Source organism: Streptococcus sp. HMSC034E12 (assembly GCF_001835915.1).
Classification (GTDB): domain Bacteria; phylum Bacillota; class Bacilli; order Lactobacillales; family Streptococcaceae; genus Streptococcus; species Streptococcus vaginalis.
This window is the reverse complement of the sequence record NZ_KV826434.1, coordinates 1-20,044: the sequence shown is the minus strand read 5'-3', so window position 1 is coordinate 20,044 and position 20,044 is coordinate 1. Positions and strand designations below refer to the sequence as shown.

The window sequence follows — 20,044 nt, the reverse complement described above, 5'->3', positions numbered from 1 at the left end:
TCGACTTCACAGACTGAACTGCAATTCTCAACTTCCACCTTTGAAGTCAGAGGCCGTGATCAAGGGCAAGGTTTCAGTTGGGGAGTAACTTTGTAAACGCACTCATTTATAAAATTACAAAACTTTTGTTTTCTGATATAATTATTAATAAGTAACTCCATATCTAGGGAGAGGTTTACATTACAAAGTATACTTTATTTTCAAGTAAAACCTCGGATGGTTTCGGAGGCTTTCGGATAATATCGGAAAAAGGAGGTGATAATAAGTGCAATTTGCAGAATTCCTCAATTTGCTATACGTCAACATAGGTGGAGAGATGTCGAGAAGTGAATTTCTCAATACACTAATTGAGAATTCAATTGAAAATCCTGATGATAATCCCCTCTCCAATTTGGCGCCCGATACAATTAATAGATATTTCACACCATCCGGCAATACAATAGCTAAGATTAAAGCTAACAAGCTTATCAAAATTATTCAGCTCTCTGCTCTTACAACTCATATAGAAAATCAGTTAACAGTAGACACCATTGATAGACTAGCTGATACTTTACATCAATATGGGTTCTACACAGATGATTCTGAACTTGAAATTTCTGAAATTTGTGCTCAACTTTTTCTTAATTTCTTACAAGGAAAAGTAGGCATTCAAACTTCAAAAAAAGAACTGCCATCTGTTGGTGAAATTGAAATTACAAAAGTCCGTTATGAAAATGGGAAAATAGTTATCGGCTCACAGTCTCTTCAGTTACCAGAAAAGGGACCTATTCCTGATTCTCTAATTGAGTTAGAAGATGTTTACAGTAAGCAACTTTTAATTGCATACTCTGAAAATGATGGTCATCCAAAAATAGAATATTACGATGTCCAGAATCTCCCCCAAAAGTACAAAGATCACTTACATGATCAAAGAGTTAATTTCTTCAATGCCGACTATGTATTACGGGCAATTAGAGACGGCTTTAAAGATAGTGAACAACAAATTGCAATACTAAAGCAAGAAACCTATGATTCAATTAGTGATTTTCTGCTTGAAGATTACACAACTTCATTCAAAAAAGTTACTGAGACACTAAAACATATCACTACGGTTTCATTTTCAAAGCCTGAGATAACCAAAATCCAGAACTTCATTGGTAACTCTGAAAAGAAAGGTCTTTGTCATACACTAGTAAACGATGGCAAATTTAACTGGGTAGATGTTAATGAATAATATATTTGATACTACTTCAGAAGTAGCTATGCAATGTTTAATTACAATTAATTGCCTAAATAAAAAAAGTCTATCTCTTGATAGACTTTGGTTAATTAATTTTTTAAGCTTATATGCTAAGGATTTCAAATTTAGTGATATCAACCTGTATGGAGATAGCATTTATTCTTCAGTACAATTGACTGTCAGACATGAAAAAGTAAAAAAAGCGATACTACTATTGGTATCGAAACATCTTATAAAATTAGATGAAGGGAAAATAGCTAAAATTTCTATAACTCAAAAAGGTCAAGATTTAGTTGAAAAACTGAATTCTGATTTTGCTAGTTCCTATAAGGTAGTTACCAATAGTATCTACAATACTTTAAAAAATATGAGTGATTTAGAATTGCTCACATTCACTCATGAACATATTCTAAATAAGGAATGATTATTATGGAAGCACCTTACTTGAAAAAGTTAACTGTAACTGGATTACATAAAAAATCTGAAATAAATTTTACTAAAGGACTTAACATTATCACAGGACCTTCCAATGTCGGAAAAACCTGCATTGTTAAGTGCATTGACTATCTTACTGGTAGCTCTTCTCTCCCGTTCTCTACTTCAACAAATTACAATACCATTACTTTGGAAATTTCAGTTGAAGATAAGCTAGTTATTTTAAGTCGAAGCCTCGAAGAAGATACAATTATTGTTGAATCTACTCTTCCAAGTATTCTCTCAGGGGAATACTACTCCAAAAATAAGAGGAAAAATAGAGAGCCAATAAGTAATGTCTGGCTTCAAATTATTGGAATTGTTCCTCCAGTTAAAGTGGTTAAAAATAAAAACTTTAAGACTCAAAAACTTGGAGTTAGAACCTTTATTAATTCTTGGATTATTCATGAAAATGATATGAATCGTCCTACCTCAATTTTGCTACCTCAGATGCCAAACCAACAAACAGCTTACCTATCAGCACTTCTTTACTTGCTTTATGGAAAAGATTTTTCTGAAATCAAGAAACAAGAATCCGCTGAAGAAAGAAAAATACGACATAACTCTGTAAAAAACTATATTAGCTCAAAGATAGTCCAGTTTAATGAGCGTCACGATCGACTAACACAAAAATTAGACCAAAAGTCAGTCTTAGATATTGAAACTGAAATTGAGCAACTATCAGAAAAACTACAAAAGTTGCGTAATACTCTCACTAGTACTACTTCAAAACACGAAAATCTACTACAGCAAATTGTAAAAATCGATTCTGAACTATCTGAGAAATCCGTATTACTCAATCGTTTCAATGAACTTTCAAGTCAATATCAATCTGACTTCAATAGATTATCATTTATTGTAGAGTCACACAATGAATTAGCAAATGTAGCAGACTCCGCTTTGTGTCCTGTCTGCAATAACCATATCAATCAAGAATCATTGGAACACCATCTTGATTCTTTTAGTGAGGAACTGGCTACTTTGATTAGTAAAATTGAAACTCTAAACCAGACGAATACTGATTTACAAAAGAATATTTCTGTACTTTTAGAATCAAAAACTAATCTTGAGCAGCAAAAGCAAATGATTTCAGCTGAAATTGATAACATCTTGCTACCTGACGAGAAAAAACTTTCCAATAAAATCCAGCAATATAAATCATACATCAAAACAAAAAGTGATATTGAAACTATAAATAGATTGGTAGAAAATTGGTCCCAAGATATTGATGATTTAGAAAATGAGAAAACTGAAAAAAAAGAGTATCTTCCTAAAGATGAGTACCCAGCTCAGTTCTGGCAGTACATGACCAAAAATATACAATCAATCCTATCTGAGTGTGCTTTCGACAAAGCCAGCTTTAGTCGATTTGATAGGAAAGAATTTGATATTATGCTAATGAATGAGAAGAAAACTTCCCGATATGGTAAAGGTTTTATTGCATATCTAAATACTGTTGTAGTCTTAGCTTTAAGAAAAATATTCTCTCAACAGGCTCAATATAAACCATTCTTCCACATTTTTGATACTCCTCTACTAGGTTTAGATGAAGGGGAAAAAAATGATACTCCAGAAAGTATGCAAATCGCCTTATTTGAATACTTTAAGTCTTCAATTTGCGAAGGACAACTAATCGTCATTGAAAACTCTAGAAATCTACCAAAGCTTGATTATAACGACATTAATTATATTGAGTTTACAAAAAGTCATAGCTATGGGCGATATGGTTTCCTTAATGGGGTTGATGATGAACAATGATTCGAATAAACAAGTATCTAGTTTATAAAATAATCAACTATTAGCTAGTTTTAACTAAGTTATGTTAATAATTTTTGAGGAGTTTATCATGAACCTATATACCACAATGCATAAAGAATTTGAATCAAACAAAGACTTAATAGAATTTTCTAATAAATATAAAGAAAGTATAGATCGTTTTTTAATGATTCGGAGTATGAATAAAAAATACATCCTAAATTTTTATAAGAAAAATAATAAAGTAGCATGTTCTTCTAAAGAATTCGAATTAATGAATGAACTGTTTAATTCTGACTTTGAAAACTCAAGTATTGAACAATTCATTTTAGAACAACGAAAAAAATTAGTCCTTGAACGAGAAAGAGAGGCTAAAGGACTTGACGAGCTTTTGTCTCAAATTCCAATTCATAGTGCAGGAATAAGAGATGATAAGGTTGATTCACTGCTAAAATCATTCGTTAGAAATAAAAATATAAAAGAGTTTCAGATTCTAAAAAGCGAATTAGATAATAATGTATTAATAAAGGTACGAAACTACGCTCTTTGGTCTTTTTATAATCAAACCGCAAATGACTTGATTGAACTAACATTAATAAAACATCACAATGTCATACCTACGCTTAGAAAAATTCACGATATTGACTTTTTTGTAAAGATTGAAGAAAAATTAATTCCTTTCGACCTTAAAATCACTCATATTTCTGATGACTATTTTAATTTATTTTCAAAAGGTGTACAAGAAAATACAGATGGATTTGATGACTTTATGCCAATAGAATCTGATAATAAAAGCGAAATCGAAAAAATTAAAGATATTTATAAGGCACATAAAAAGAGACTATCTCTCCCTAATATGGGGGGATTAAAAACAAACCAATTAATACAAGAGCTAAAGGAAAAAGAAGGTGAGCCCGAGATATCAAAATTTTTAGCTGAAATTACAGATGAGAGGAAAAATATCGTTATTTCTACTATTGAAAATAGCAAAATATTAGAATGGTGGAACTATAAATACCAAGGTGAACGTTTGTTTTGTAATAATAACCGTTTCTTCATTTTTCTTACCTATCTAGACAAATTTCAAGATGCTAGAGAATTAAAAGGGCACATTAATGAAATTTCTGAAAAAATCAATGAGCTCTTAAATAATATAACTTTAGACAAAGTCAATACCATTCAATATCATTATGATAAAGAAAAAAAGTACGAGAAGGATTACACTGTCCAAGCTATGTCAATAGTCTATGTAAACGAAAATTAGTTCACTAAAATTCAAAAGCGGTCTGGCTAACTTTTAGCCGGACCACTTTTGAATTTACGTATTTTTTATTGACCAAACCTCATCAAAATATGCTACTTCAGATAAATTAGAAAATATATTTGAATCTGCTACTGTTATACCTATATTTAAAAATTCTTTTAAGAATTCAACAATTATTGAATTAGTATCTTTATGCCCTGATTCTATAACTCTAATAAATAAATCTTTTATTAACTGATTTTGTTCCTCTAATGTTAGCTCTGGTCGCCTATTTATTTTATCACTCTTTCTACAAATAATTAAAACATCACCTTTTATTGTATTCTTTCTATTTAATTGTCTTGGTGGGAAGGTTTTTTGAGTTAATAATTTACAATCTTCAACTTCAAATCCATGTTTAAATAACGAATTTGTTATAGAAGACCATTCAAATCCTGATAATGAATGATAGGTAAAAACAAAATATTTATCTGTCTTCAAAACCCTATATATTTCAGAAATTGCTTGATCGATATCAATTTGAAATTGTTCCTTTCCTTTTTTACGTTGTTTACTATCAGATATCACTATCTCATTATCATAATCAACATTAAAGTTTAACCATGAATTCCACAAAGCACTTTGTTCGAAATAAGGAACGGCATCCCCATAAGGAAAATCAGTAAAAACTAAGTCTATAGAATTTGAATTTATTAACAGGTCTTTAGCATCAAAACTCTCTATCTCTATTTTTCCTTTTGGAAATAAAGTATTATACTCTTCCAAAAATTCTTTTTTCCCATTTACTACTTTCTTAACTCTATTAAAAAAGTAATGAAAAACATTGTTTTCTAAATAAGTTGGTCCAATATAAAAGCCTGTCATCCATGCTCCTTGTGACATCTCTCCCCTACTTTTAATTGGAGGAACTAATTTAGAACAATTTGCTAGATTAGATGTAAAGGAAAGTAATAAAGCATCCTTCTCCTGAGAGTCCTCAAAGCTATTAATTATTGAAAGGAGACGCGCATGACATGATAAACTTCGTATATCAAATAAGTCTGAAACTTTCATGTCTACTTTTGCAGATATTCTAGAATTAGGAATTAAGGTTTGGTTTGGGAACCAATCTACTATATCAAAATTTTCTTCCTTAACTTTCAAACTCTCCATATAAAGTTCTGATGGTACGACTTCAATAAGTTTATTTTTATCATTTTTTATCTTTATTTTTCTTACACTACCATCATTCTCCCTTAAAGTAGTTATTACCTCGTTCCCTTCATAAAAATACCACTCTTCTCTTAACAAAAGAGTTTTATCATAAATTTCTTCAATCATTTTTTCTAATTTCAAAAAATCTATACTTGTTGATGTCAATACTTTTGTAATAAAATTTGAAATTGGATTTAAATCATTAGAAATCGCATTGCGATTATTTAAAATAGCTTCACTAGCAAAACTACCGTAACCAGCAAATGGATCTAGTAAAATATCTCCTTCATTACTATATTTCAAAATTAAATCTTTCAGTTCATCAGCTGGTTTTTTCCCCCAGTATTTATGCATCATGTATTTTTTATTTCTCTTATCCATTACTCCCTGCCTATCTATTTATTTAATTCATACGTTATAAAAAATTTGTCAATTTAAATTATATCACAAAAAAGTCACTAGCTAAATCTTGTAAATCATGCAAAAATTTGATAAAATTTTGTTGTTTTATAAAACAACGCAGGAGTATTATACCATGTTTTCGGAAATAAATCTCAAAGAAAAGCGAATTTCTAAAGGTTTTTCTCAAACAGAAATTGCTAACTTACTCAATATCAACCGTTCATCCTACCATAGTTGGGAGTCAGGTCGAGCTAAACCAAACCAAAAGCATCTCACCTTATTATCTAAAATCCTAGATGTACCAGTAACTTATTTTGAATCTGAATACAATATCATCAATAGCTATCTTCAGTTATCTCCTGACAACCAAGTTAAGGCAGAGGAATATGTAGAGGAGCTTCTTCTTTCCCAACAAACCTCTAACGTAACTCCACTCTTCTCAGTCCAAGTGCTATCAGATATTCAACTCTCAGCTGGTCTTGGAGAAGGATTCTTTGACGAGTTTGAAACTGAAACAGTCTACTCCAACGAGGAACAATACGGTTACGACATTGCTGCTTGGATTGAGGGAGATTCTATGGAGCCTGTATATAAGAGTGGAGAAGTCGCACTTATCCGCTCCAACGGTTTCGACTATGATGGTGCGGTCTATGCATTATCATGGAAAGACTCTGTTTATATCAAAAAACTCTACCGTGATGAGGATGGATTTAGAATGGTATCCTTGAATAAGGACTATCCAGAGAAGTTCATTCCTTATGAGGATGAGCCAAGCATTGTTGGTCTAGTTGTGGGACACTTCATGCCTGTAGAGGGGGTATAATCATGAAGCTAAAGGATATTTTAGAACTTGGAACGTATGGTTTCAACCCTAATTGTAAAGTTGAAATTTTCAATATGGACAACTTTGAAGAACGACTAGAAAATGAAGGATTCGATGAAATTCTTATTCCTCAAAATGAGGATGCTAAAATCTATCCTTACGCTTTTTTGATAGAAGATTCTATTTTAATTGCTATGACCGAGGAGGATGAGAATACCAATGAACATTAAAGAAATGATTTACATCAAAGACGAACGTATTATCTTCACCCCTGACAAATTTGAATACGACATCACTGACTACATCGGAGAACTTATCGAAGAGCTAGAGAAACTAAAAAGGAGATAATCCTATGGGCTATATCGACTATTCTATTGAACCTCAAAGTGACATAGCCTTCCTCGATATGAAGTCCTTCTACGCTTCGGTTGAGTGTGTAGATAGAGGTTTGCATCCACTCTACACATCACTGTGTGTCATGAGCCGAGCAGATAACTCAGCAGGATTAATACTGGCTTCTTCTCCTATGTTTAAGAAAGTATTCGGAAAAGCCAATGTAGGTCGTTCCTACGACTTGCCATTTGATATCAACACTCGAAAATTCAGCTATCAAAATGCATGGAAACAGGGAATTGGGGTAACACCAAAGTATAAATCGTTTATTGAACACTGGGCAAAGCGTACACTCATCGTTCCTCCGCGAATGGACAGATATATTGAGAAGAATCTAGAGATTCAGCATATCTTTCAAGACTATGCTGCTCCAGATGACATTCTCCCCTATTCAATCGATGAAGGCTTTATTGACCTTACTAGCTCACTTTCTTACTTTATTTCTGATAAGTCAATGTCAAGGAAAGATAAGTTAGATAATGTTTCGGCTATGATTCAGAGAGATATTTATCGTAAAACAGGTATTATCTCAACTGTTGGAATGAGCAATTCCAATCCTCTTCTAGCTAAACTAGCTCTAGATAATGAAGCTAAGAAAACTGCTACAATGAGAGCTAACTGGTCATACGAAGATGTAGAAACCAAGGTATGGGCCATTCCAAAATTAACAGACTTTTGGGGGATTGGTAGTAAAACCGAGATTCATTTACAAAAGCTTGGTATTCATTCAATCAAAGAATTAGCCAACTTCAATCCTGATATTCTCAAAAAAGAATTCGGTAAAGTAGGTGTTCAGCTTTGGTTTCACGCAAATGGAGTTGATGAGAGCAACGTCCATGAACCCTATAAACCAAAATCACGAGGATTGGGTAACTCACAAGTACTTCCTAGAGATTACAGAACCCAAAGAGAAATTGAAATTGTATTAGCTGAAATGGCTGATCAAGTTGCTAACCGTCTTCGCTCGGCACATAAAAAAGCTACTGTCGTTTCTATTCATATTGGCTATTCTAGAACTGAGATGAAAAAATCAATTAATGCTCAGAAAAAAATTGACCCAGCAAATCTTCCAAAAACAATGGTTGGTCATGTACTTGAATTATTCCGAAAGAAATACACCTCTGGTGCAGTGAGGCAAATCGGTGTGTCTTATGGTGGCTTTGTAGATGAAAACTTTACTCTACTGTCACTTTTTGATGATGTAGAACAAATTGAAAAAGAAAATAGACTTCAGACAGCAATTGATGTTGTCAGAGAACAGTTTGGCTTTTTAGCTATTCAAAAAGGAACCGTCCTAACCGAAGGTTCCAGAAATATTGAACGTAGTAAACTTATCGGCGGTCATTCCGCTGGTGGATTGGAGGGATTAAAATGATTGATCGTTCATACTTGCCATTTCAGTCAGCAAGAGAGTACCAGGATACTAAGATGCAAAAATGGATGGGATTTTTCCTATCTGAGCATACATCTGCTCTTTCTGATGATGCAAACAAAGTAACGTATATGTCTGATTTATCACTAGAGAAGAAATTATTACTCCTCAGTCAAGTGTACACTGGGCAATTGCACACACGCATTCATGTCGTTGAAAAAAACAAGCGAGTTTCCTACACTGGGACAATACCAAGTCTGAACAAAGATTTCATTTTGATAAAAACTACAACAGGTCACATCAATTTGAAATTGAACGACATAATTAGTATTGAACTTGTAGAGGAGGTGCTCTATGAATCAGCTTGAGTTTCAGCGTAATCACCTTCAAATGGACTATTACAGCGAGAGCTACCAAGATTTTGAACGTGACTTCTACCGCTACTCCAATATGAATATTCCATTGACCTTCCTGACTGATGATATCATCAAAACAATGGCGACTTCTCGTAAGAATTACTTTGTCCTAAATAAGGAAAAGGCAAGAGATAACCGTGATCACTTCTTCATATTTGAGGTAAGTACCGTAGATGAGAATCCGCTAATCTACCATTATACATATAAGAAAACTACAACATATTTAGCAGAAAAATAGGAGCAGTTCGATTGACTGTTCCTATTTTTAATATTCATAAAATCTAAAGTCTTTATACTCTTTAACAATGGAGTCGCCAACCAGAACAGACTATACTGACCAGCGACTACCTTAAATTTAATGTTTCAGATTTATTTTCTTATCTCTAATTTCATAAACTACATCTGCTACATTTTCGAGTAATCGTTTATCGTGGGTGATAAACACGATAGTTCCGGTGTACTCCTTCATTAGTATTTCCAAAGCCTCTAAACTTGGTATGTCAAGGAAGTTACTGGGTTCATCCATTATTAGGATGTTATATCTACCCATGAGCATTTTAGCAAGCAACAATTTTATAATTTCTCCACCGCTTAAAACAGATAAACTTTTTCCAATATCGTTCTGTTTGAACCCCATAGATGCTAGCACTGAACGAATTTCTGATATATTGTAGTCACAATCCTTCTGCATAAACTCCATAACATTCTGATTACTGTTGTACTTGTAACCATTCTGTGCAAAGTAACCTATTTTTGCCTTAGGCGAAATAGAAATTCCTTCTTCATGGTTTAAGATCATTTGGATTAAAGTTGTTTTTCCGATTCCATTACCACCAGTTAACGCCACTTTTGCTCCTAACGGAATTTGAAAAGATGCATTTTCAAACAGAGCCTTATCCCCAAATACTTTATTAATTTCTGCACCGACTATAGGGTATGGATTATGGAGCTCCAATGCTTTACTTTGCCTGAAACGAATTCTGCGAATGCCTTCCGGAGCTTCTACTTTTCCTAAGGCCGCAATCCTGTGCTCTAGGGTTTTAGCAGCATTATACATCTTTTTTTCCTTACTTCCTATTGATTTTTGATGAGCTAAACGCCCTCCGTCTTCAGTACTTTTTTTCTTTGAAGAACCTTTTGCCTTCTGTTCTATTTTACGAGCCTGTTTTCGCTTTTCCTCCGCAGCCCTTTCCAATCGAGCACGTTCCGCAATAAATTGTTCGTATTCTGCAGCTTGTCTCTTACGTTCTTCCTCTTTCTGACGAAGATAATCAGAATAGTTTCCCCAATACTCAGTGATTTTACCCTCTTTCAGTTCCCATATTTTATCTACTATTTCATCAAGAAAATAGCGGTCATGGCTAATAACTAACAGTGCACCTGTAAAATATTTTAGCTGTCCTATTAGAAAATCAATTCCTTCACGGTCTAAATGGCTCGTAGGTTCATCCGCTAAAATACCATGAACCTGTGCCGATAAGGCCTGTGCTATTTTAAGCCTTGTTTCTTCACCACCGCTCATGGTCTGTATATTTAATTGCTCAACACCTAGCTTGCCTACAAGTGCAAAATCTTTATCCTCCTGCAGAGTTACTTCGTCCAACTGGGGAATATAGGCAAGTTCACCCAGATGATTCATTTTACATCCTGGGGGAATTAATTCTCCTAAAAGTACCTTGAATAAAGTGCTTTTTCCTGCACCATTTGCTCCTACTAAACCAATACGGTCATAATCATATACTTCTAATTCATTTATATCTAAAACATCGTGTCCTTTGAATTCCACACGAATGTCTTTTGCTTTTAATATTAATTCCATAACATTTCCTCCTGTCTATAATCGCATGCTTTCATTTGCTTGTACGCAGGAAAAACCCTGCGATTTTAGCAGGAAGAATTACATGAAAATAAGATACATAAATATCCCTCCAATATTGTTTATTTTAAATCTAATTTTCTAATCTCATTTATCATTGGGCAAACTATTGCAATGCAAATAATTAAAATACCTGATAGTAAAAACCAATGATTTACACCGATTTTATCAGCAAAGAGTACAGAAAGAATTAATCCAATTGGCATAGCAAGAGACATGATACTTCCAGTTAAAGAAAATACACGTCCTAAATATTCAGGCTTAATTTTCTCCTGAAAAAGAGCTGTTTGCACACCGCTGTAAAACGGAACCGAAAGCCCCATTATTGCACAGCAGACTACAAATATGAAAAATCCACTTTGGGGAAGTAATCCTGAAATGGTTAAGCTTATCCCCATCATAAAAATGGATATCGTTATTAATAAGATTCGCTTTTGGTAATTCCCAAATAACCCTAATAATAGACCCCCTATCAACATTCCAGATGCAAAGGAAATTTCCGTAATAGAAATATGCACAGGTGTTCCATTAAAGTAATCCATGCTAATTAAAGGGAATAGTGCATTAATTGGCATATAAACAAACATATATAATGTTCCAACGAGTAATAAAGCAAATAATCCTTTATTTTGCCGTAGTACAGCCATTCCTTCTTTCATTTCTCTTATGAAATTTGGGTCCAAACTTTGCACGCGATCACCCAGCTTAGGAATACGTACAATTGCTACCGTAATAGATGCAATCACAGCACCCAATACATCGATGGCAATAATAGCATTTAGTTCCCAAACGGAGTATAAGAGTGCTGCAACCGCCGGACTAACAATATAGCTTATAGACTGCAAAGACTGACTATAGCCTGCACATTTCGTAAGCTGTTCTTCTGGTACTAAAAGTGGCGTAACCGCATTGAGAGCCGGGGTGTGAAAAGCTGTTCCAATGCTACGGATAAACAATACTATCATAACCATCCAGACAGGTAGCTCCATATAGAATGCAACAATAGTAAGCACCGAACCAGCTGCTGCGATAATTAAATCAGCACCAATCATTATCTTCTTCCTATCATGACGATCCACTAGCACACCAATTGCAGGTCCAAAGACCGCATAGGGTAAAAAACCTAATAGTGAAGCCATAGACAAGACCATCGCGGATCCAGTTTTTTCTGTAAGGTAAAAAATAATCGCCATTTGCAAGATGGCACTAGTGATTAATGATACTGCTTGCCCTGCCCATATTGTATAAAACTTAAGTTTCCAATTGTTGTATTTTTCCATTTATATTATCTCCTGCATATTATTTTGCTTAAATTTCTATTTTGAATAGCATTCTAGGCAATAAAAAAATGCAGGCCTAAATCCACAATGTGGCTTTTGGTCTGCATACATACAATTTGGAAACATTCATATTAAAGGCATAGTTAAATAAAGGTATAGTTAAATAACCAATATCCTCACCGAAACTAATGAATGCTCAATATCGTATAAATAAGCACAACAAAAAAGCCTATCATCGGGTATAGATTCTGCTTTTTTTATTGCCAGCTTATCTTAAACGCATTGAGGCTGTCATAGTTTCGGTTCCTCCTACATCTTTGTTTATATCAATTTATAGTATAACACAACAAGATGATATGTTCAATATAAAAGTTATGGAATGAGTCTCATACTTCCAATTCGATGCCAGATTTAAAGGATATGACGAAGTGTTCTTCATAGACTGTAACGCTCTGGATTATCTTCCTTAGTAGCAAGCGATTAGCTTTCACAAAATCTTCTGTTTGTAGTTTTAAAAATTCATCAGGATTTTCTAACTCAACCTCAAAATATTTCATTTTACATTCCCTCATTTCATTTATTGATAAATTGAGTTTACAAAAAAGAGTGGACAATTTTTGTCTACTCTTGACCATTAAAATAGTTTTTTTAAAAACGATTTGAAGTTGCCTAAATTATTACTTATTCGGTAAAATGCAGTATTCCTTTCAACAGCTTTCCGTCAACTACACTTCACTTGATTCAAACAAGGTGGGGATGTTTCTATTCCCACAAACTCCTTGTCAATGGAAACAAACACGTACCCACAGGGTAAATGGAAATAGATTTTGATAATTTCTTACTATCACTTCTACTCACTCCAAAAAATTTCTCACTCTGATACTTCCCCACCACAAAGCAAAAAGCCTTGCAACCAAGGCTTTTCAGTATCCCTTTCGTTCCAATGTTTCTAGGCTTTTACGAGCAGAACCACACACTCGATGTGATGCGTCATTGGAAACAAATCCACGGGCTGAACTTTTGTGAGTTTATAGCCTAGTTCTTGATAGAGCTTGATGTCACGTGCCATGGTGGCGGCATTGCAGGAAATATAGACGATTTTCTTTGGATTCATACTGACGCTTGATTTGATAAAACTTTCAGTCAAGCCTTTACGTGGTGGGTCGACCATGATGATACTAGGTTTTATACCTTGGTTCAGCCATTTTTTGATAGCATTTTCTGCTGAATCACAAATATAATGGGCATTGCTAATGCCGTTTAGCTTAGCATTCTTTTTGCTATTTTCAACTGCTTGAGGGATAACCTCCACGCCATAGACTTCTTTGACGTGTTTCGCAACTGACAATCCAATGGTGCCAATCCCCGAATAGGCATCCACTACAATATCCTCTGTACTCAACTCAGCGAAATCAATCGCCGTTTGATACAGCTCCTCTGCCATCTCTGTATTGACTTGGTAAAATGCTGGGGCAGCAATTTGAAAGTGATTCTCTAGCATGCGGTCAGTAATATAATCTTGTCCATACAGTACACGAAATTCCTTCCCCAAAATCGCATTACCTGGCTGGTTGTTAATATTTTGCATGATAGATTTAATATTCGGAAATTGTGCGACTAATCGCTCAATTAACTGATTTATACGGAAAATTTTGGGACGAGTTGTCACTAAAATAACCATGATTTCACCAGAGTAATGTCCACGACGAACCACAATATTACGAATCAGACCAGATTGCTCTTTCTCATCGTAAGGTTTCAGGTCAAAACGACGCAGCAAATCCCGCACTACCAAAACGACTTGGTCAATAACTGGATCCTGAATATAAAAATCCTCAATTGGCATTAAATCATGCGAATTTTTTCGGAAAAATCCCGTTTCTAGCTGTCCATTGACACGGCGAACAGGAACCTGCGCTTTGTTTCGATAATGTAGTGGGTGCTCCATACCAAGGGTTGGTGCCACTTCGATATCTGCAATTCCGGCAATCTTGTAAAGACTATCTCTAACTTTCTTGGTTTTAAATTTCAATTGCTCACTATATTTTAGATGCCCAAGGTCAGCAATACCTATCCTCAGATAAGCCACATCAACATCTTCGTTTCGATAAGGGGATTTCGTCAGATAGGCTTCTACCTTGCCAAAACCAATTTTTTTATTGACTTTCAGTATGCGCATACGGATACGTTCCGTAGGCAGAGCATTCTCTACAAAGAAAACCACCCCCTCTGCCTTAGCCACTCCAGCACCGTCATGGCTCAAATCCACAATTTCAACTTCTATCACATCATTCTTTTTTAACATATATTTCTCTTTCTATCAGCTCTGCCATTTCCCAAAAAAAGAAAGCGACCGTATCATCACTTTCTATTATATCATTTATCTGAGTCCTAATTGTGCTAATTTTGCTTTATAGGCTTCAAAATCAACTAGTAAGCCTTGACCGCCATACATATCATAGGCATCTATCCAATCTCCATTTTCAGGAATGGTCACCTTTTCAACACCATTACGAGCGTTGGTAAGAGAAGACAAGCCGTGCGTTAGTAAAAAACTATACGGAACATTGGTTGAGGTTAAAGCAAATACTTTTCCAAGCGCTTCAGAGCCTGTAAAAAGCTTCGTTGGGTCTTTGACTTGCTGAATAATCGCGCTCATCACCTCTTGTTGGCGACGTGTTCGGCCGAAATCTCCTTCGTCATCTTTACGGAAACGCGCATAATTCAAAAGCGTGCGTCCGTCCATTCGCTGTTTTCCAACCTTAATCGTCTGCTCTGGAACCACTCCGTCTTTCATATTGAGGTCGTCCGGCACCTGTACTTCACTCACTTTTTCACCATTGATAGTTGAAAAATTCGCATTCATTTCAACACCATTTGGGAAAAGGGTATCAATAGCTGTCGCAAAAGTTGAAAAATCAACCAAAGCATAATACTTAATGTCAATATCAAAATTGTCTTTCAGCACTTGACGTACCAATTCAGCGCCTTGATTGTTATTTTGCTCCCCAATGGCATATGCTACATTTAACTTTTGATCATAACCAGAACCTTGACTCACTCCATCAATGTGAACGAGCGTGTCTCTCATGAAACTGACGAGTTTCATTTTTTTATTTTTTCCACCAACATTTAAGACCATGATTGAATCGGTCCGCGTTTCAGAAGAAGATTGACCAATTCGTCCATCTGTACCCAAAATAAGTATATTCACACCGTCTTTGGTATCTTTCCCATTAAAGACTTCTGTTTGGGCAGCTTTGGCATTTGGGTTGTTTTTTGAAGTGTTCAAGCCTTTTATAAACATGAACAACATGCCTCCTACAATGAGAACCAAAATTAAAGCAAGCCAAGCTAGAATCCGCTTCACACGTATTTTTCTATGCCGCTTTTCCTTTTTAGGCTTGGGTGTGTTTTCTACAACACTTTCAGCCGCATTAGTTGGTATACGCTCTGATTTAAATCGTTTATTACGGCGACTTCTCTCTGGATATTGAGGGAGTCCCTGCTCGGTGTAACCAAAATTCTCAGGCACTTGTTGGTCAGAAAAGGTAGCTCTTGCTTCACGAGCTGACTCTACTCTTTGGTCTCCTTCTTGCTTGCTAAGAAGATATTGATATTCTTTTTTCTCGCGTTCATTTAAATAATGGATATTTTTGTAAAGATAGTCCAGTCTCAACTGCTCATGGTGGCTGAGATTATCTGATTTTTTATCCATGATTGCTCCAATCTACTGTTCTGAAATAGTATAAACGGTGTAATTTCCTAAAATTTTATAAGTAATGCCAATTGCTTCTAGCTCTCTCATCGCAAATGACACTAAATCCTCTTTTTCATTATTGATGTCCACAATGAAAAAATATTCTCCCAAAGCGGTCTTCAACGGGCGGCTTTCAATCTTTGTCAAATCAATTCCCCGCCAAGCAAAAGTTGCAAGAGCTTTATATAAAGCACCGGGTAAATTGTCTGGCAAAGTCAAAGCAAGCGTGAGTTTCTTTTCCTTAGGATATAATGGCAAAGTCGGAATCGACTGTCCCAGCAACCAAAAACGGGTGAAATTCTCAGCCATTTCTTGAATATCTTCTGCAACAATCTGCAGACCGTATTCACTAGCTGCACTCCTTGGCGCAATGGCTGCATAATTTTCTTCTGGATGCTGAGCCACAAAACGAGCCGCATAAGCTGTGCTAGCTGTTATTTCAATTTTAGCTTGTGGATAATGCTGGCGGACATATTTTTTCCCCTGCGCAATTGCCTGCGGATGAGAAAAGATTTTTTCTACTGGCTTATCAGCTACCGTTGCCAATAATTGTTGTTTGATTGGCTGGACGATTTCTGCCACAGCATGAATGGCTGCCTGATGAAAAAGGTAGTCCAATGTTTCATGAACGCTTCCTTCAATTGAATTTTCAACTGGCACTACAGAATAATCCACTTCGCCTGTCTCATAGGCTTTTACAACTTCCGTGATATTTTCAAAAGCCACTAACGTATCTGCTGGAAATGCTTCTTGTGCCACATGATGAGAAAAAGACCCTTTCGGACCTAAAAATCCAATTTTCATGGCAACACCTCCACGATTTGTTTTGGTGTCAAAGTAGTCACATCAATAACTTTTGTAGCCACTTCTTCATACCAAGTTTGACGTTGCTCGAAAAGATTTTTCAAATCAGCTTTGCTATTGTTCAAATAAAGTGGGCGCTGGTGTTCTTGATCCTCTTCAAGACGCTGATAAAGTGTCTCAAAATCTGTTTTTAAATAAATATTTTCAGCGTTCTGCTTTAACAACTCGCGATTTTGAGCATTGCTGATGATGCCACCACCAGTTGAGATGACTTGTTCTGACTGTAGCAATTCTTTTAATAATTCACTTTCTTTTTGCCGAAAAGCTGCTTCGCCATACTGCTCAAAATATTCTTTAATCGGCATTTCCAGTCTCTCTGACAAAAGCTCATCCATATCGATAAAATTTTCATCTAGCAAGCTAGCAACCGTTGTTTTCCCAGCCCCCATGAAACCAATCAAAATCTTAGCCATGAAGTAAGTCCTCCAAATCATCAAAGAAATTTGGATAGCTCGTATTGATAGCTTCGGCGCGCTCCAACTCGACTTGACCGTCCTTTACCAAAAGAGCTGCAATAGCTGTCATCATGCCAATTCGGTGGTCGCCAAATGTATGAACTTTAGCACCGTGAAGAGACGTTTTCCCTTTGATGAGCATGCCGTCTTCTGTCGGAGTAATATCAGCCCCCATGCTATTTAGTGCATCTTCCACAACTTGGATACGGTCTGTTTCTTTTACCTTTAATTCTTCCGCATCACGAATCACCGTTTGCCCCTTAGCTTGAGTGGCCAGAAGTGCAATGATTGGCAATTCATCAATTAAACGTGGGATAATTTCTCCGCCAATTTCTGTGCCGACTAATTCAGACGTCTCTATCGTTATGGTGGCAGACTTAGCAATATTGTCTACATTGGACAAGTTTATATTTCCACCCATAGCTTTAACAACATCCAAAATGCCAGTTCGTGTTTCATTGATACCGACATTTTCCAAAATAATCTTAGAATTAGGAACGATAAGTCCTGCCACTATCCAGAAAGCCGCACTAGAAATATCTCCTGGTACCAACACGTTCTGCCCAGTAAACTCTTGCCCACCTTGAACGCGGATTTCCTTTCCATTGACAGAAATCTGACCGCCAAATTGTTTAATCATATCTTCTGTATGATTGCGGGTCATTTCTTTTTCCACAATGACAGACTCGCCTTGAGCTTGTAAAGCCGCAAATATCAAAGCAGATTTAACCTGAGCAGACGCTACAGGCAAGGTGTAATGAATAGACTGTAAGTTCTTATTTCCATGAATGGTGAGCGGTGGCAAATCACGCTCGGTTCGCCCAGCGATTTGCACCCCCATTTGACGAAGAGGAATCGTTATGCGATCCATAGGACGTTTAGATAAACTATCATCACCAAACATTTCCGCCACAAAATCCTGCCCAGCTAATACACCTGAAATCAAGCGAATAGAGGTTCCAGAATTTCCCATATTCAGTTTGTTTGTCGGCGCTTGAAGACCAGCAAAACCCACTCCATGAATCGTTACTACATTGCCGTCATCTTCAATTTGAACACCTAAATCACGAAAAACTTGCATGGTTGATAAGACGTCTTCACCACGCAAAATATCGTGAACCGTTGTCACTCCCTTGGCCAAACTACCAAACATAATCGATCGATGACTAATAGACTTATCACCCGGCACACGAATGCACCCAGCTAATCCCTTTGCATTTGTTCGTAACTGCATAGAAAACCTCATACCTGATTCTTTTTACATATTGTACCATAAAAAGAGAAGGGAAACAAAAGAGAGCGGGGGAAAAGCTTCATTTCGTTGAATTCAACTTTTCCTCACCCTCTTAAAATTATAAACTTTCTGCAAATTTTTGCTTGATGAATTGTGCAGAATACGCTAATTTTTCCTCCTCTTTTTCCGTTAAACTAAGTTTGACTTGCTCAACTCAACAATTCCCTCACGTCCTACAATCGCTGGATAACTCAGGTAGGTGTCTAATGGCTGATAATAATTTGATACTGGCAATTCTTCATGCGAATCCGATACAAGGGCTACTGCTAAACGGATAGCTGCGCTCGCAATACCATAAGATGTGTATTTTTTGCCATAAAAAACGGTATGCCCTCCTTTAAGGGCTTCTAGAGCAATTTCATCCAACTCCTCGACTGAAGCAAATGTAGAAATCGGTTGCCCTTTTATCCGTACTTGGCTCCAAGCTGTAAATTGAGAATTCCCATGTTCTCCAAGATTGTAGCCATAAACACTTCGAGGATCGACACAAAAGCGAACACCAACTGCACGTTTCATACGAGCTGTGTCCAGTAGCGTTCCCGTTCCAATAACACGCTCTTTAGGCAGACCAGTATAGTGTTGATAAAGACTAGTAATGACATCTACTGGATTACTAATAACAATGATAATCCCTGTAAATCCAACTTTTTTCAATTGTTCAGCGACAAAAGGAACTTCCTTGGATGTAAAGGGTAATTCCGCAAATCGATCGGCGTTGGGGTTATCTTGTAATTTGATATTGCCCAGTGCTGACACCACCACATCCGCATCTGCCAATGCCTGATAATCATTAACAATAATATTTGCGTGATGATTCAAATTTGCTGCAGCGTCCTGAAAGTCAAGTGCATCTGCTTTGACTTTCGCTTCATTTTTATCAATCAACACATAATCATCCAAAGCACCTTGCGCAATCAGACCATGTGCGACTGCGGCACCAACATTTCCCATACCAATAATCGCAATTTTACGCGACATAAAGCACCTCCACAAAATACACCGTTCAGCTTCATCATTAAACTGAAAATCTGTCTAGTTGATACATTTCATTATACTCAGAAATTAGTAAAAAACAAGTATTTAGTGGAAATATTCAGAAAATTCTCGCTAATTTGTTGAATCCTTTCTTCTCCTATGGATTTCATGCACATAAAAAGCTGACCAAAATCTGAACTGCACCCCAAAAGTTAGACAAGAAAACTC

19 protein-coding genes and 1 pseudogene are annotated in these 20,044 nt (G+C 35.9%); 10 read left to right on the top strand and 10 right to left on the bottom strand.

What is annotated here, in order from left to right; translation table 11 throughout:
- The first annotated feature begins 265 nt into the window (after positions 1-265).
- The 4 genes from HMPREF2574_RS03235 to HMPREF2574_RS03220 all read left to right on the top strand — a co-directional run bounded on the left by HMPREF2574_RS03235 (position 266) and on the right by HMPREF2574_RS03220 (position 4,712).
- On the top strand, positions 266-1,213 hold the full coding sequence (locus tag HMPREF2574_RS03235; RefSeq protein ID WP_024052932.1) for an ABC-three component system protein: 948 nt from the start codon (positions 266-268) through the stop codon (positions 1,211-1,213).
- Positions 1,206-1,643 carry an ABC-three component system middle component 2 gene (locus HMPREF2574_RS03230; protein WP_042754168.1) on the top strand — a complete coding sequence of 146 codons (438 nt, stop codon included), beginning with the start codon at positions 1,206-1,208 and terminating at the stop codon, positions 1,641-1,643. The genes HMPREF2574_RS03235 and HMPREF2574_RS03230 overlap by 8 nt, the downstream gene beginning before the upstream one ends.
- Positions 1,644-1,648: 5 nt before the next feature.
- Positions 1,649-3,451, top strand: coding sequence for an AAA family ATPase (locus HMPREF2574_RS03225; RefSeq protein WP_024052930.1), 1,803 nt, complete (start codon positions 1,649-1,651; stop codon positions 3,449-3,451).
- 88 nt (positions 3,452-3,539) lie between these two features.
- The gene (locus HMPREF2574_RS03220) at positions 3,540-4,712 is read left to right on the top strand and encodes a hypothetical protein (RefSeq protein WP_042754167.1); all 1,173 of its coding nucleotides are present in this window, start codon (positions 3,540-3,542) and stop codon (positions 4,710-4,712) included.
- A gap of 54 nt (positions 4,713-4,766) precedes the next feature.
- Here HMPREF2574_RS03220 and HMPREF2574_RS03215 read toward each other — a convergent pair whose 3' ends face one another.
- Positions 4,767-6,287 carry a DNA methyltransferase gene (locus HMPREF2574_RS03215; RefSeq protein WP_079757547.1) on the bottom strand — a complete coding sequence of 507 codons (1,521 nt, stop codon included), beginning with the start codon at positions 6,285-6,287 and terminating at the stop codon, positions 4,767-4,769.
- Between the two features lie 154 nt (positions 6,288-6,441).
- Between HMPREF2574_RS03215 and HMPREF2574_RS03210 the strand changes: the two genes are divergently transcribed.
- From HMPREF2574_RS03210 to HMPREF2574_RS03190, 6 genes are read left to right on the top strand one after another with little or no spacing between them, the layout of a single operon-like run.
- Complete coding sequence (locus tag HMPREF2574_RS03210; protein ID WP_042754166.1) at positions 6,442-7,131, top strand: helix-turn-helix domain-containing protein; 690 nt, start codon at positions 6,442-6,444, stop codon at positions 7,129-7,131.
- A 2-nt stretch (positions 7,132-7,133) separates the two neighbouring features.
- Positions 7,134-7,361, top strand: coding sequence for a hypothetical protein (locus HMPREF2574_RS03205; RefSeq protein WP_024052926.1), 228 nt, complete (start codon positions 7,134-7,136; stop codon positions 7,359-7,361).
- The gene (locus HMPREF2574_RS10815; RefSeq protein WP_256769111.1) at positions 7,351-7,479 is read left to right on the top strand and encodes a hypothetical protein; all 129 of its coding nucleotides are present in this window, start codon (positions 7,351-7,353) and stop codon (positions 7,477-7,479) included. The genes HMPREF2574_RS03205 and HMPREF2574_RS10815 overlap by 11 nt, the downstream gene beginning before the upstream one ends.
- A gap of 4 nt (positions 7,480-7,483) precedes the next feature.
- Positions 7,484-8,899, top strand: coding sequence for a Y-family DNA polymerase (locus HMPREF2574_RS03200; RefSeq protein ID WP_024052925.1), 1,416 nt, complete (start codon positions 7,484-7,486; stop codon positions 8,897-8,899).
- A complete protein-coding gene (locus HMPREF2574_RS03195; protein ID WP_024052924.1) occupies positions 8,896-9,264 on the top strand; it encodes a hypothetical protein in 369 nt (122 codons plus the stop codon). The genes HMPREF2574_RS03200 and HMPREF2574_RS03195 overlap by 4 nt, the downstream gene beginning before the upstream one ends.
- On the top strand, positions 9,251-9,550 hold the full coding sequence (locus HMPREF2574_RS03190) for a DUF5960 family protein (protein ID WP_024052923.1): 300 nt from the start codon (positions 9,251-9,253) through the stop codon (positions 9,548-9,550). Before HMPREF2574_RS03195 ends, HMPREF2574_RS03190 begins: the two co-directional genes overlap by 14 nt.
- A 117-nt stretch (positions 9,551-9,667) precedes the next feature.
- On the opposite strand, the gene msr(D) is transcribed toward HMPREF2574_RS03190, so the two are convergent.
- The 9 genes and pseudogenes from msr(D) to HMPREF2574_RS03145 all read right to left on the bottom strand — a co-directional run bounded on the left by msr(D) (position 9,668) and on the right by HMPREF2574_RS03145 (position 19,819).
- Positions 9,668-11,131 carry an ABC-F type ribosomal protection protein Msr(D) gene (gene msr(D), locus HMPREF2574_RS03185; protein WP_070811512.1) on the bottom strand — a complete coding sequence of 488 codons (1,464 nt, stop codon included), beginning with the start codon at positions 11,129-11,131 and terminating at the stop codon, positions 9,668-9,670.
- Between the two features lie 119 nt (positions 11,132-11,250).
- Complete coding sequence (gene mef(A) / locus HMPREF2574_RS03180) at positions 11,251-12,468, bottom strand: macrolide efflux MFS transporter Mef(A) (RefSeq protein WP_070812187.1); 1,218 nt, start codon at positions 12,466-12,468, stop codon at positions 11,251-11,253.
- Positions 12,469-12,854: 386 nt separating this feature from the next.
- Positions 12,855-13,025, bottom strand: coding sequence for a hypothetical protein (locus HMPREF2574_RS03175; protein ID WP_002941306.1), 171 nt, complete (start codon positions 13,023-13,025; stop codon positions 12,855-12,857).
- 392 nt (positions 13,026-13,417) lie between these two features.
- Positions 13,418-14,773: a 23S rRNA (uracil(1939)-C(5))-methyltransferase RlmD gene (gene rlmD, locus HMPREF2574_RS03170; RefSeq protein WP_070812186.1), complete on the bottom strand. Its 1,356-nt coding sequence runs from the start codon at positions 14,771-14,773 to the stop codon at positions 13,418-13,420.
- 75 nt (positions 14,774-14,848) lie between these two features.
- Positions 14,849-16,186 (bottom strand): LCP family protein, encoded by a 1,338-nt coding sequence (locus HMPREF2574_RS03165; RefSeq protein WP_070812185.1) that lies wholly within the window; start codon positions 16,184-16,186, stop codon positions 14,849-14,851.
- Between the two features lie 12 nt (positions 16,187-16,198).
- Positions 16,199-17,032 carry a prephenate dehydratase gene (gene pheA / locus HMPREF2574_RS03160; protein ID WP_024052917.1) on the bottom strand — a complete coding sequence of 278 codons (834 nt, stop codon included), beginning with the start codon at positions 17,030-17,032 and terminating at the stop codon, positions 16,199-16,201.
- Positions 17,029-17,505, bottom strand: a complete 477-nt coding sequence (locus tag HMPREF2574_RS03155; RefSeq protein ID WP_070811509.1) for a shikimate kinase — start codon at positions 17,503-17,505, stop codon at positions 17,029-17,031. The genes pheA and HMPREF2574_RS03155 overlap by 4 nt, the downstream gene beginning before the upstream one ends.
- The gene (gene aroA, locus HMPREF2574_RS03150) at positions 17,498-18,781 is read right to left on the bottom strand and encodes a 3-phosphoshikimate 1-carboxyvinyltransferase (protein WP_070812184.1); all 1,284 of its coding nucleotides are present in this window, start codon (positions 18,779-18,781) and stop codon (positions 17,498-17,500) included. Before aroA ends, HMPREF2574_RS03155 begins: the two co-directional genes overlap by 8 nt.
- Positions 18,782-18,899: 118 nt before the next feature.
- Positions 18,900-19,819, bottom strand: a pseudogene (locus HMPREF2574_RS03145) (L-lactate dehydrogenase).
- Positions 19,820-20,044: the final 225 nt, after the last annotated feature.